The sequence below is a fragment of the Nitratireductor aestuarii genome, from assembly GCF_014641695.1.
Taxonomy (GTDB): domain Bacteria; phylum Pseudomonadota; class Alphaproteobacteria; order Rhizobiales; family Rhizobiaceae; genus Chelativorans; species Chelativorans aestuarii.
The window spans coordinates 32702-46550 of the sequence record NZ_BMIF01000017.1 but is presented as its reverse complement, the minus strand read 5'-3'; the positions used below and the strand labels follow the sequence as shown (position 1 = coordinate 46550).

Annotated in this window: 12 protein-coding genes; 9 read left to right on the top strand and 3 right to left on the bottom strand. The window is 60.5% G+C overall.

Annotated features, from left to right (window positions below; genetic code table 11):
- Positions 1 to 55 precede the first annotated feature (55 nt).
- The 9 genes from rplI (at position 56) to IEX27_RS19185 (ending at position 10109) form a co-directional block, all read left to right on the top strand.
- Positions 56 to 634, top strand: coding sequence for a 50S ribosomal protein L9 (rplI, locus tag IEX27_RS19225; RefSeq protein ID WP_188722723.1), 579 nt, complete (start codon positions 56 to 58; stop codon positions 632 to 634).
- Positions 635 to 812: 178 nt separating this feature from the next.
- Complete coding sequence (locus IEX27_RS19220; RefSeq protein WP_188722722.1) at positions 813 to 2063, top strand: cyclopropane fatty acid synthase; 1251 nt, start codon at positions 813 to 815, stop codon at positions 2061 to 2063.
- 198 nt (positions 2064 to 2261) lie between these two features.
- Positions 2262 to 3752: a replicative DNA helicase gene (locus IEX27_RS19215; protein WP_188722721.1), complete on the top strand. Its 1491-nt coding sequence runs from the start codon at positions 2262 to 2264 to the stop codon at positions 3750 to 3752.
- A 2-nt stretch (positions 3753 to 3754) separates the two neighbouring features.
- A complete protein-coding gene (gene alr / locus IEX27_RS19210) occupies positions 3755 to 4909 on the top strand; it encodes an alanine racemase (protein WP_244630460.1) in 1155 nt (384 codons plus the stop codon).
- Complete coding sequence (gene radA / locus IEX27_RS19205; protein WP_188722720.1) at positions 4909 to 6324, top strand: DNA repair protein RadA; 1416 nt, start codon at positions 4909 to 4911, stop codon at positions 6322 to 6324. Before alr ends, radA begins: the two co-directional genes overlap by 1 nt.
- 30 nt (positions 6325 to 6354) lie before the next feature.
- A complete protein-coding gene (locus tag IEX27_RS19200; protein WP_188722719.1) occupies positions 6355 to 6894 on the top strand; it encodes a CvpA family protein in 540 nt (179 codons plus the stop codon).
- A gap of 55 nt (positions 6895 to 6949) precedes the next feature.
- Positions 6950 to 8422 (top strand): amidophosphoribosyltransferase, encoded by a 1473-nt coding sequence (gene purF, locus IEX27_RS19195; protein ID WP_188722718.1) that lies wholly within the window; start codon positions 6950 to 6952, stop codon positions 8420 to 8422.
- A gap of 72 nt (positions 8423 to 8494) precedes the next feature.
- On the top strand, positions 8495 to 9241 hold the full coding sequence (locus tag IEX27_RS19190; protein WP_188722717.1) for an SDR family NAD(P)-dependent oxidoreductase: 747 nt from the start codon (positions 8495 to 8497) through the stop codon (positions 9239 to 9241).
- A gap of 142 nt (positions 9242 to 9383) precedes the next feature.
- A complete protein-coding gene (locus IEX27_RS19185; protein ID WP_188722716.1) occupies positions 9384 to 10109 on the top strand; it encodes a 2-acyl-glycerophospho-ethanolamine acyltransferase in 726 nt (241 codons plus the stop codon).
- Between the two features lie 185 nt (positions 10110 to 10294).
- Here IEX27_RS19185 and IEX27_RS19180 read toward each other — a convergent pair whose 3' ends face one another.
- The 3 genes from IEX27_RS19180 to IEX27_RS19170 all read right to left on the bottom strand — a co-directional run bounded on the left by IEX27_RS19180 (position 10295) and on the right by IEX27_RS19170 (position 13832).
- Positions 10295 to 11122 (bottom strand): CDP-alcohol phosphatidyltransferase family protein, encoded by an 828-nt coding sequence (locus IEX27_RS19180; RefSeq protein WP_188722715.1) that lies wholly within the window; start codon positions 11120 to 11122, stop codon positions 10295 to 10297.
- Positions 11122 to 11823 carry a phosphatidylserine decarboxylase gene (locus IEX27_RS19175; RefSeq protein WP_308642633.1) on the bottom strand — a complete coding sequence of 234 codons (702 nt, stop codon included), beginning with the start codon at positions 11821 to 11823 and terminating at the stop codon, positions 11122 to 11124. The genes IEX27_RS19180 and IEX27_RS19175 overlap by 1 nt, the downstream gene beginning before the upstream one ends.
- Before the next feature lie 116 nt (positions 11824 to 11939).
- Positions 11940 to 13832 (bottom strand): ABCB family ABC transporter ATP-binding protein/permease, encoded by a 1893-nt coding sequence (locus tag IEX27_RS19170; RefSeq protein WP_244630459.1) that lies wholly within the window; start codon positions 13830 to 13832, stop codon positions 11940 to 11942.
- Positions 13833 to 13849: the final 17 nt, after the last annotated feature.

Genomic DNA, 13849 nt, shown 5'->3' with positions numbered 1-13849 from the left:
GTTTCCTGACTGCCTCCAAGCACATGCGGCACTGCCGCCATGAAAGGAAACGAAGATGGACGTCATTCTTCTCGAACGTATCGCACGCCTCGGTCAGATGGGCGACGTGGTCAAGGTCAAGGACGGCTTTGCCCGCAACTTCCTGCTGCCTCAGGGCAAGGCGCTCCGCGCCAATGAAGCAAACCGCAAGAAGTTCGAATCCCAGCGCGTTGAGCTCGAAGCTCGCAACCTGGAGCGCAAGCAGGAAGCTGAAGCCGTTGCTGAGAAGCTCGACGGCCAGAGCTTCATCGTTGTTCGTTCCGCTGCCGAGACCGGCCAGCTGTACGGTTCGGTATCGGCTCGCGACATTGCCGATGTTCTGGACGAGGCAGGCTTCAAGATCGGCCGCAGCCAGGTTGAACTGAAGGCTCCGATCAAGTTGATCGGTATCACCGACGTTACGATTTCGCTGCACGCTGAAGTCACCGCAACCATCACGCTGAACATCGCTCGTTCGGCTGACGAAGCAGAGCGTCAGGCTCGCGGTGAGACGCTTGATTCGGCCGAAGCCATCTACGGCGACGACATCAACGAAGCTGCAAATCCTGATGAATTCTTCGATCCGAACGCGGAAGAGGAAGAAGGCGAAGAGTAATCGCCATTTCGGTTTTTGCCGATCTCTGGCCGGGCTTGTGCCCGGCCTTTTTGTTTACAGGTCACTATAGAATAAATGTCGTAATAATTAGACGGCAAAACGTGAAGATAACCGCCCCCTTTTCATAGCTATCTTTCTGATCCATATTTGCACTGTCCCATAGCCGTGGGGGTGTAAGATGAATAGCTTACTGGAAAGCCTTGCATCACGCCTGATCCGAAATGGATCTCTCACTGTTACTGATGCAAGGGGAAGAATTTTGCGTTTTGGAGATGGCACGGGCGAGCCTGTGCACATCGTTATACATACCAGAAAGGCGGAGCGCGCCATCGCGCTTGATCCCAGCCTTGGTTTCCCTGAAGCCTATATGGATGGCGAACTGGACTTCATCGAGGGTAACCCTCTGGAGTTCCTGCGCATCGCCTACCAGAACATGGGTCTGAGTGCGGCGCACTCGATCACGATGCGGGTAAACGAAGGAGCGCGAAAGCTCTTCCGACGGCTGCAGCAGATCAACCTGCCCGGCAAGTCCCGCGAAAACGTCCATCACCACTACGACTTGTCCGGCGACCTCTACCGGTTGTTCCTGGACGACGACATGCAGTACTCCTGCGCCTACTTCCCCAGACCGGACGCTACACTGGAGGAAGCCCAGCTCGCCAAGAAGCAGCATATCGCCGCCAAGCTCGACCTTAAGCCCGGCCAGAAGGTGCTCGATATCGGCAGCGGCTGGGGCGGCATGGGACTTTTCCTGGCCAGAAACTTTAATGTCGATGTGCTGGGCGTCACGCTTTCAACGGAACAGCTCACGGTGTCCAACCAGCGGGCAGCGGACCAGCATCTCGACAATCGCGCACGATTCGAGTTTGCCGACTACCGTGCGCTCAAAGGACCATTCGACCGCATTGTTTCCGTCGGCATGTTCGAGCATGTGGGGCTCAACCACTACCGGACCTTTTTTGAGAAATGTGCCGAACTCTTGAGCGACGACGGCGTGATGCTGCTGCACACGATCGGGCGGAGCTATGTTCCGGCGCCGACAGCCGCGTTTATCCGCAAGTACATCTTCCCGGGCGGCTATATCCCCTCGCTTTCGGAGGTAATGCCTGCGATCGAGAAGTCCGGGCTGATCGTCACCGACATCGAGATCCTGCGGCTCCACTATGCCGAGACCCTCAAGGCCTGGCGTGAACGCTTCATGGCCAAACGCGACCAGGTGGTGAAGATCTACGACGAACGCTTCGCACGCATGTGGGAATTCTACCTCGCAGGGTCCGAGGCTTCGTTCCGCTGGCAGGAAATGGTCAACTTCCAGATCCAGCTCTCGAAACAGCGCGAAACCCTGCCGCTTACCCGAGATTACATGTTCGAAGCCGAGCGCCAGCTCACCACAGGCACCCGCCCCGCGTTTTCGGATGCCGCCGAATAGGACTACAATTCCGTCAGACGCTGATTCGCTGTCGGTGCCTTGAAGGTGCCCTGGGATAACGGTGAATAACGGGCGCAACTCGCGTCTGTTCTCATCGGGCGGGTTACTTCATGGCGCCAGACGGCATAGGAAGAAACCATGTCTATCGCACGAAACGCCGCCGCGTCGTGCCACGCAGCAATTGAACACGGGTAGGTAATGGTCGACGCAGTCCGAAAACTGGAAGTGGCGGAATCGCCGGTCTACCGCGAGGCGCCGCACAACATCGAGGCCGAACAGGCCCTGCTCGGCGCGATCCTCGTCAACAATGATGCATTCTACCGGGTGTCCGACTTCCTGAAGTCGACTCACTTCTACGAGCCGCTTCACAAGAAGATCTACGAGGTCGCGGGCGACCTCATCCGCATGGGCAAGATGGCCAATCCGGTCACGCTCAAGACCTTCCTGCCGGCAAACGAGAAGGTGGGCGAACTGACGGTCGCCCAGTATCTCGCTCGTCTCGCCGCGGAAGCGGTGACGATCATCAACGCGTCCGACTATGGCCGCGCCATCTACGACCTCGCCATCCGCCGCGCCCTGATCTCGCTCGGCGAGGAGATGGTGAACGTGGCCTACGACGCGCCGGTCGACATGCCGCCACCGGAACAGATCGAAGCGGCTGAGCGCCGCCTGTTCGAACTGGCCGAAACCGGCCGCTACGACGGCGGTTTCGAAAGCTTCGCGGACGCCACCAAGATCGCCGTGGACATGGCGAATGCCGCCTTCATGCGCGACGGTGGCCTCTCGGGTGTCTCGACTGGCCTGCGCGATCTGGACAAGCGCATGGGTGGCCTGCAGCCGTCTGACTTGATCGTTCTGGCAGGTCGTCCGGGTATGGGTAAAACCTCGCTTGCGACGAACATTGCCTACAACATCGCCCACGCCTATGAGCCCGCCCAGCAGGCGGATGGTTCGTTCAAGGCAGCACGCGGCGGTGTCGTCGGCTTCTTCTCTCTCGAAATGTCGTCCGAACAGCTGGCAACGCGTATTATCTCCGAGCAGACGGAAATCGGCTCGTCCAAGATCCGTCGCGGTGAGATCACCGAGGCAGACTTTGAAAAGCTGGTTGCCTGCGCCCAGATGATGCAGAAGGTGCCGCTCTATATCGACCAGACCGGTGGTATCTCGATCGCCCAGCTGGCGGCGCGCGCCCGCCGCCTCAAGCGCCAGCGTGGCCTCGACGTTATCATCATCGACTATATTCAGCTGATGCAGGGCTCGTCCGCCAAGTCGAGCCAGAACCGCGTGCAGGAGATCACGGAAATCACCACGGGCCTGAAGGCACTGGCGAAGGAGCTGAACACGCCGATCATCGCGCTGTCACAGCTCTCCCGTCAGGTGGAATCGCGCGACGACAAGCGTCCGCAGCTCTCCGACCTTCGTGAATCGGGTTCGATCGAGCAGGACGCGGACGTGGTGCTTTTCGTCTACCGTGAAGAGTACTACCTTAAGAACAAGGAACCGAAGCCGGGCACCGACGAATACCTCCGCTGGGAAACGGAGATGAACGAGGTGCGCGGAAAGGCCGAAGTCATCATCGCCAAGCAGCGTCACGGTCCTACCGGTACTGTCAGCCTTGGCTTCCAGGGCGAGTTCACGCGCTTTCACGATCTCGCCGAAGAACACCATCTACCGGAGCGCTTTGAATAGTTGTGGTCAATACAACAAGCATAGGTCAGCCTGGACCGCTCATCGCCGGGGGGCATCTTGTCATCGATCTCGACGCGTTGGCCTACAACTACCGCCTGCTGAAGGAACTGGCAGAGCCCGCCGAAGTGGCGGGCGTCGTGAAGGCGGACGCCTATGGGCTCGGCATCGAGCCTGTGGCCCGCACCCTGTGGGAAGCAGGCTGCCGCCGCTTCTTCGTGGCGCTCCCAGCTGAAGGGGTTGCGCTGCGCCATGTCCTGCCGGACGCGGAAATCTATGTGTTCAACGGCTTGTTCGGTGCCGAGGCGGCCGCGGTGTACTGCGCCCATCGCCTGATCCCGGTGCTGAATTCCTTGTCTGACGTTTCCATGTGGGAAGCCTATGGCTGGGACAATGACGTTCCCCGCCCCTGCGTGCTGCACGTGGAATCGGGCATCAACCGTCTTGGTCTGACCGCAGACAACGTCCGCCAGTTCGCCGAAGAGAACGCGCTGACGTCGGCTCTGACGCCGCTTATCGTCATGACGCATCTGGCCTGCGCGGACGCTCCCGGTCATCCAATGAGCGCCGAACAGTTGCAGCGGTTCAATCAGCTGCGCGCACTCTTTCCCGAGGCAGAAGCCAGCATCGCCAACTCGGCCGGTGTGTTCCTCGGCGGAGACTATCTTTGCGACGTGGTCCGTCCGGGCATAGCACTCTATGGCGGCACGCCCATTGCTGGCATGAACAGCCCATTGCGTTCCGTCGTCACCGCGCTTTCCCGCATTGCGCAGATCAAGCATGTCCCTGCCGGCCAAACCGTTGGCTATGGAGCGACGCCCGTGCATCGTGATTCAATCATCGCGGTCGGCTCCACCGGCTATGCCGACGGCTATCATCGCGCGGTTACATCCCATGCCGCAAAGCCCGGAAGCAGGCAGGCTTATGCCTTCGTCAATGGCCAGCGCGTCCCCGTGATCGGCCGCATTTCCATGGACCTGACGCTTTTTGACGTGACCGAGCTGGGACCAGACGCCGTGTCAATCGGCGACATGGCTGAACTCTTCGGCAAGAACATTCCTGTCGACGAGGTTGCGGAAGTCTGCGGGACCATCTCCTATGAGCTGCTGACGTCTCTCGGCCAGCGGTACTACCGGGAATATGTGAGAAACGAGCGCTGATGGCCCGGCCCCGCACCCAATTTATCTGCCAGAACTGTGGCACCGTTCACGCGCGCTGGGCTGGCAAGTGTGACGGCTGCGGTGAGTGGAATACGCTTATCGAGGAAGGCACATCGAGCGGCATCGGAAGCGGCCCGCAAACCGGGCGCAAGGCCCGCGCCGGTACCCCGGTGACGCTCACCACGCTCTCCGGGGAAATAGAGGACGCACCGCGCATTCGCACCCGCATCGAGGAACTCGACCGGGTGACCGGCGGCGGATTCGTTCGCGGTTCCGCCCTTCTGGTCGGCGGTGACCCCGGTATCGGCAAGTCCACACTGCTGACCCAGGCTGCAGCAGCTCTGGCGGAGCAGGGTTACCGTATCGTCTATGTTTCGGGCGAAGAGGCCGTCGCGCAGATCCGCCTGCGCGCGCAGCGCCTCGGCGTTGCCGATAAGCCCGTCGAGCTTGCGGCAGAGACCAACGTCGAAAACATTCTTGCGACGATCGAAGACGGCAAGCGCCCGGACCTTGTCATCCTCGACTCGATCCAGACGCTCTGGACGGACCTTGCGGATTCCGCCCCCGGCACGGTGACGCAGGTGCGCGCCTCGGCTCAGGCGATGATCCGCTACGCCAAGTCCACCGGTGCGGCGATCGTTCTCGTCGGCCACGTCACCAAGGAAGGCCAGATTGCCGGTCCCCGCGTCGTTGAGCACATGGTTGATGGCGTTCTTTATTTTGAAGGCGAAGGCGGCCATCACTACCGGATCCTCAGAACCGTCAAGAACCGCTTCGGCCCGACCGATGAGATCGGCGTCTTCGAGATGGGCGACAAGGGCCTGCGCGAAGTTCCGAACCCCTCCGAGCTTTTTATGGGCGAACGAAGTGCGGCCTCACCCGGTGCAGCCGTGTTTGCTGCGATGGAAGGCACCCGGCCACTTCTGGTCGAAATCCAGGCACTGGTCGCCCCCTCGCCACTCGGCACGCCGCGGCGCGCAGTCATCGGCTGGGATTCCTCGCGTCTTTCCATGGTATTGGCGGTGCTGGAAGCCCATTGCGGCGTTCGCTTTTCCCAGCACGACGTCTATCTCAACGTCGCTGGGGGTTACCGTATCAGCGAGCCGGCGGCCGATCTTGCGGTTGCTGCAGCACTGATCTCCTCCCTGACTGGTCTTGCCCTGCCGCACGATTGCGTCTATTTCGGCGAAATCAGTCTCTCTGGAGCCATAAGGCCCGTATCGCACGCTTCAAGCCGGTTGAAGGAATCGGAAAAGCTGGGTTTCACGCAGGCCATTCTGCCCGCGGGGAATGAAGAGCTTGTTGGTGGTATCTGGTCGAGAGCATATAGGCCTCGCGAGCTGGCGGACCTTGTAGTAAAGATTGCGGGCGCCTCGAAGGTTGCCAGAGGCGGCAAGTCAGAGAGCGACGAATGAAAGCCGGACCGGAAACGAATTGGGGTAGGAATGCCAATAACGCTTCTTGATGGAATTCTGATCGGATTCACACTGATCTCAGCCATCCTCGCAATGGTTCGTGGCTTTTCGCGCGAAGTTCTATCCATCGCGTCATGGGCAATTGCCGCTGTTGCGGCATTTTTTCTCTATCCGGTGGTATTGCCCTTCATCACACCCCATATTAGCAACGCGATGATTGCTCTGGCCCTGGCTGCGGCAGGCGTTTTCCTCGTTGTGCTGATCGTTGCGACGCTCATCACGATGAAGATGGCGGACTTCATCATAGACTCCCGCATCGGTGCGCTGGACCGTACCCTTGGCTTTGTCTATGGCGCCGCCCGCGGCATTGTTGTCATGGCCGTAGCTTTCCTGTTCCTGACCTGGCTCCTGGGCTCGAACCCTCCGACCTGGGTCGCGGAAGCAAAGTCGAGACCTTTGCTTGAAGGCGTTGGAACCTATTTGAAGGATCTGCTGCCGGATGACTCGGAAACGTCGATCCTCGACCGGTTGTCGCCTCGCTCGGCGGACGATGCCGCCACAAGTAACTGACGGCTGGAAGAGCCGCCGCGCACACGCTGCAAATCTTACATGAGGCACGCCAGCAATGGCTGATGAATGCATTCTTCCTGACGAAGCTGACGACCACTTTCACGACGAATGTGGCGTCTTCGGCATTTTTGGCCGCAAGGACGCAGCCGCAATCGTGGCCCTGGGTCTCCATGCGCTCCAGCATAGAGGTCAGGAAGCGGCCGGTATCGTTTCATTCGATGGCAGCCAGTTCTTTGTCGAGCGGCACATCGGCCTGATCAGCGACAACTTCACAAAGCCAGCCGTTATCGAGCGCCTTCACGGCAGCCGCGCGATTGGCCATACGCGCTATGCGACAGCGGGCGGCTCCGGCCTCCGCAACGTCCAGCCCTTCTTCGCGGAACTCGCCGACGGCGGCTTTGCGATCGCCCATAACGGCAATCTCACTAACGCCAGCACGATCCAGCGCACCCTGCAGAAGCAGGGCTCAATCTTCTCGTCCACGTCCGACACCGAGACGATCCTCCACCTGGTTGCGACCAGCAAGGAGAAAGATACCAACGCGCGTTTCATCGACGGCGTCCGCCAGCTCGAGGGCGCATTCTCGCTCGTGGCGCTCACCAACAAGAAGATGATTGGTTGCCGTGATCCCCTCGGTATCCGCCCGCTGGTGCTGGGTGATCTCGACGGCTCCTACATCCTCGCTTCCGAGACCTGCGCGCTCGACATCATCGGTGCCCGTTATGTTCGTGACGTGAAGCCCGGCGAGATGATCGTGATCACCGATCACGGCACCGAAAGCTTCTTCCCGTTCGAGCCGCAGTCGTCCCGCTTCTGCATCTTCGAATACGTCTACTTTGCCCGTCCCGACTCTTCCGTCGAGGGCCACAACGTCTACGAAGTGCGCAAGCGTATCGGCGCCCAGCTGGCGCTTGAGCATCCCGTCGACGCTGACATCGTCATTCCGGTGCCGGACTCCGGTACGCCTGCTGCCATCGGCTTCGCGCAGGCAGCTGGCATCCCGTTCGAGCTCGGCATCATCCGCAACCACTACGTGGGCCGTACCTTCATCCAGCCGACGGATTCGATCCGTCATATGGGCGTGAAGCTGAAGCACAACGCCAACCGCCGCTCGATCGAGGGCAAGCGCGTTGTTCTGGTGGATGACTCCATCGTGCGTGGAACCACGAGCCAGAAGATCGTGCAGATGGTGCGCGATGCTGGCGCGAAGGAAGTACACATGCGCATCGCTTCGCCGCCCACCCGCGCGCCCTGCTTCTACGGCGTCGACACGCCGAGCGCTTCCAAGCTGCTCGCCTCGCGCATGACGACCGAAGAGATGACGGACTTTATCCGCGCCAACTCGCTGGGCTTCCTCAGCATTGAGGGACTTTATCGTGCGCTGGACGAAGCTGGTCGCAACAATGAGGCTCCTCAGTATTGCGACGCCTGCTTCACCAAGGACTACCCGACCCGTCTGACGGATCAGGAAGGCTCGGAGAACCTGCGCCATCCGTCCGTGCTCGCGGCCGGCGGCCACAACAGCTAATTCCCAGGAGCGTCATCTGGCCCCTGGTGGATACGGCGGGGGCTGATGTCTCAAGAAGGACCAATCTCTTCCATGACTGAAGCTCTCGACCTTAACGGGCAGATCGCTCTCGTAACCGGCGCATCGCGCGGCATCGGCTATTTCCTGGCAAAGGAACTGGCCGCTGCCGGAGCTCATGTCGTCGCAGTCGCCCGCACCACGGGTGGACTGGAAGAGCTCGACGATGACATCAAGTCGGCTGGCGGCCAGGCTACACTGGTGCCGCTCGACCTCACCGACATGGCAGGCATCGACCGCCTCGGCGGCGCGATCTATGAGCGTTGGGGCAAGCTCGACGTTCTGGTCGCAAATGCCGGCATCCTCGGCGTCATCTCCCCGCTTGGCCATGTGGAAGCTAAGGTGTTCGAGCGCGTCATGGCGATCAACGTCACCTCGACGTGGCGTCTGATACGCGCGGTCGACCCGCTGCTGCGCGCTGCCGAAGCCGGACGCGCTGTCGTCCTGTCTTCGGGTGCCGCGCATTCCGCCCGCGCCTTCTGGGGGCCCTATGCCGCCTCAAAGGCAGCTGTGGAAGCACTCGTCCGCTCCTGGGCGCATGAGACAGAAAATCTTCCACTGCGGATCAACGCCGCAAATCCGGGTGCAACGCGCACCGCGATGCGCGCCCAGGCGATGCCCGGCGAAGACCCGAACACGTTGCCGCATCCCTTTGAAGTTGCTGCCAAAATTGCCCGTCTGGCAAGTCGTTCCGTGACCGAGACTGGCGCTATCTTCGACGTCCCGCAGAACAAGTTCCTGCACTATCAAATGCCGCAGTAGTCTCAGAAATCGCTGTTGACGTCCTCCCACCTATGGTTAGGCTAGCCATCCGCTGTGAAGATCTCGCTCCTCGCCTGCGTGAGGGCCGCAACTTCACCATACGTGGGTTTCTGCAGGAAGCGTTCCTATCCAGAGGTAGATCATGCTAGCAGCGGCCATTGTCATTGTTGCCCTGATCCTGGCTCTCTGGAGCGCTTTGGCGCTTTGGCTCATGTCAGCAATGAAACTCACCTTCCAGCAGGCGCTGCTCTATGTGCCGTTCAAGGTGCTCTTCCGGGTGAACGACGAGGACATGGCGACTGCCCAGAAGGCGCAGCCGCCGGTCATCTATGCGATCTGGCACAGTTCGCGGCTGGAACCGGCGCTCATGCTGTCACTGCTGCCGGAAGACACGCTGCACATACTCGACGTCGATTCCGCCAAGGCTTGGTGGCTCGATCCGTGGCGGACCCTGGCGCGCACAATCGTTTTCAACGCGCACCATGTGTTCGTGAGCCGGAGGCTGGTTCGCCGTCTGCGCGGCCGCGGTCGCCTGGCCGTCTACCTGCCGGACGATCCGGCGCCGGACCAGAAGACGTTCCGGCTATTCCGCGCTATCTCACGCATCGCCGTCAGTGCCGAAGCCCGCATCGTTCCAGTCTATATCGAAGGCGCGGCCACTAGCATGTTTTCGCTGGAGAAGACGAAACGCAGGAGCCTCCTGCCTCGCCTGACGATCAAGACCCTGCCCGCGATGACGATCGCTGAACTGATCGCAGCGTCCGCGCAGGAGCGCCCGCTCGCAGCCATGGCGATGTTCAATCACCTGCTGAATGCCCGCACCGACGTCGAAATCGCGCCTGTCCGGGAAGCCGAGCCCTCGCTGTAAGATTGTAGGCTTCAGCGGACAAAGAAAAAAAGCGCACCGCCAATTTGGCAATGCGCTTCGGAATACCCCTGAGCCGTTCCAGGAAAAGTGGAAACCGGTTTTCCGTCCGGAACCGCGAGAAAACAAAGTGGTAAAGCAGTTCAGAGTTTCTGTGAAAGTCTGAACTGGTCTAGAGTTTCTCCCCCTCACCCCTCGTTGACAGTATCTGCCGCAGCCTCTTCCTTTTCCTTCTCCCGAATGGCACGGCGTGAATAGGCGCGCGCGCTGAACCCGAGGAAGATGATGTAGGCGATGGAGGAAGCCGCGACGGTCTGCCAAGTGTAGCTTGCAAGCAGGAACACATAGGCGACCAGCACCAGAAGCAGCGGCATGACGAACTCGCGGCGAATGCGCGTTCCGGTTGACTTGCCCGAATAGACCGGCAGGCGGCTGATCATCAGCATTGCGATGACGATCGTGTAGACGGAGGCGCCGATGGCGACCGTGTCGTTCGTCGGAAAGCCAAGGAAGCCGAAATAGACGGGCAGCATGACGAGCACACCTCCGGCAGGTGCCGGAACGCCGACAAAATAGTCACCCTCCCAGGCGGGACGGTTCGGATCCTCAAGAGCCACGTTGAAGCGAGCAAGGCGCAACGCGCAGGCAATGGCGAAGACGAGCGCGGCAATCCACCCGAACGCGTGCGCGCCGTGCAGAAGATAGGCGTAGAGGACGAGACCTGGCGCGACGCCGAAGTTGACGATGTCGGCGAGCGAATCCAGCTGCTCACCGAACTTGGAGCTCGCCTTGAGCATGCGCGCAGCGCGACCGTCGATCGCATCGAGGAAGGCCGCCACCAGAACCATGATGACTGCGATTTCGTACCTTCCTTCGAAGGCGAGCCGGATTCCCGAGAGGCCTGCGCAGATAGCCGTGACCGTGATCATGTTCGGCACGAGCATACGCAGCGGGATCTCACGAATGCGGGGGCCGCCGCCGCCGTGCGGCTCGAACGGAGCGAAAGGCCCCGCCATCAGGAAACCCTCACAAGCGGTGCAGGATGAGAGCTGCCGAACTCGGCAATGACGGTTTCGCCACCCACAGCCGTCTGGCCGACGGCCACCCGTGGCTTTGCGCCTTCCGGAAGATAAACGTCGACGCGGGAACCGAAGCGGATCAGACCGAAGCGTTCGCCAGCGACGATCTCGCTTGTGGGCTGCGCCCAGCAGACGATGCGGCGCGCGACGAGGCCTGCAATCTGCACGACGCCCACGGGACCGTGGCTCGTTTCGATGACCAGGCCGTTACGCTCATTCTCCTGGCTTGCCTTGTCGAGATCGGCATTCAGGAACTTGCCCGGACGATGTTCGATCATTGAGATACGTCCACGCACCGGAGAGCGGTTGATATGGCAGGAGAAGACGTCCATGAAGATGGAAACGCGCATCATTTCGCCGGAGAGCCCAAGCTCCTGCGGCGGAAATGCCGGGCCGACGGAGGAAACGACACCATCGGCCGGTGCGATTACCAACTGGTCGTCTATCGGCGTGAAACGCTCGGGATCGCGGTAGAAGTAGATGCACCAGACAGTGAGGACGAGGCCGATCCAGAAGAGCGGCTCCCAGATCAATCCGAGCAACAGCGATGCGACGAAGAATGCCGCGATGAAGGGGTATCCTTCACGATGAATCGGCACAAGCGTCTTCTTGATCGTATCGGTCAGGCTCATTTTCACTCGCTTGTAGCTGGGAACAATTCTCTAGAAATGGGGGTTTCGGCGCGAATAGTAAAGGGAGTATGGCAAAATGGCACGCCTTGCCAACACCTTAGCTTTTCACATCCTTCCGGGGCCTAGACCTTTTCTTCGTAGGCCGGCACCTTGCGAACAACAACGCCCATCTCGTCCTCCTCGCGAGCACGGCGCAACCGCTCTTCGGCCTCCGTCGCCTCGCGCTGACGGCTCCACATCTGTGCGTAAAGCCCGTCCTGCTCGAGCAGCGACCAGTGCGTTCCGCGCTCGGCGATGGTGCCATCCCGAAGCACGATGATCTCGTCGGCGTTGATGACGGTTGAGAGCCGGTGCGCGATGACCAGTGTGGTGCGATCGCGGCTCACCAGATCGAGTGCTGCCTGGATTTCCTGCTCCGTCTGGGTATCGAGTGCAGAGGTCGCCTCATCGAGGATTAGGATCGGAGGTGCCTTCAGGATGGTGCGGGCGATCGCGACGCGCTGCTTCTCGCCACCGGAAAGCTTCAGACCGCGCTCACCCACCATCGCCTTGTAGCCATCCGGCAGGTTGCGGATGAATCCATCGATCTGCGCGAGTTGAGCCGCATTGTGCACCTCTTCTTCGCTGGCATCGGGGCGGCCATAGCGGATGTTGTAGGCGATCGTGTCGTTGAAGAGCACCGTATCCTGCGGCACCATTCCAATCGCCTTGCGCAGGCTCTTCTGCGTCACGTCGCGTACGTCCTGGCCATCAATCAGGATCGCGCCCTGCTGGATGTCATAGAAGCGGAAGATGAGGCGCGAAATCGTCGACTTGCCTGCGCCTGAAGGGCCAACAATCGCCACAGTCTTGCCTGCCGGGATCGTGAAGCTGATGCCCTTCAGGATCGGACGGCTCGGGTCATAGGCAAAGTGCACGTTCTCGAACCGAACCTCGCCCTTCTCGATCTGCAGCTCCTTCGCATCCGGCCGGTCCTCGACATCGGGTGCAACGTCGAGCAGGTCGAACATCTCTTCGATGTCGGTGAGGCCCTGGCGGATTTCGCGATAGACCGAGCCGATGAAGTTGAGCGGGATCGAAAGCTGCATCAAGAGCGCATTGACGAAGACGAAGTCGCCGACCGTGTGCGTGCCGCGCATGACCTCAAGCGCGGAGAGCGCCATGATCGCCATCATGCCGAGGCCGAAGATCACGCCCTGACCGAAGTTGAGCCAGCCGAGCGAGGTCCAGGTCTTGGTCGCCGCTTCCTCGTAGCGCTCCATCGACTTGTCGAAGCGCCGTGCCTCCATCTCCTCATTGTTGAAATATTTGACAGTCTCGAAGTTGAGGAGAGAGTCGACGGCCTTTGTGTTGGCCTCGGTGTCTGACCGGTTCATCTGCTTGCGGATGGAGATGCGCCAATCGCTCGCCTTCACGGTGAACCAGATGTAGAGCCAGACCGTGACGGCTACGACGGCGAGGTACTGCCAGCCATAGACCACCGCCAGGATGATTGCCGACAACAGGAACTCCAGAAGCGTCGGAACGCTGTTCAGGATCGTGAAGCGGACGATGATCTCAATGCCCTTCGTTCCGCGCTCGATGACACGGGAAAGGCCGCCCGTGCGCCGCTCCAGATGGAAGCGCAGCGAAAGGGCGTGAAGGTGAACGAAGGTACGATTGGCAAGTTCGCGCACCGCATGCTGGCCGACACGGGCGAAAAGCGCATCACGGAGCTGGTTGAAACCGAGCTGCGCCACGCGCACAACGTTATAGGCAACCACCAGCATGATTGGCCCGGCAAGAACCGCGGGCACCCATGCCGGAGCACCGCCCTCCCCTGCGAGCGCATTGGTCGCCCACTTGAAGAAGTATGGAACCGTAAGCAGGATCACCTTTGCCAGCACCAGGAAGGCGAGCGCAACGACGACGCGGGCTTTCAGGTCCGGACGGTCGGAAGGCCACATGTAGGGCCACAGGTTACCCAGCGTACGTAGAAGGGAGCCCGACTCGGCTGAAACGGTTTTCTGTTGCAATTTTCGCGCCTTAGACT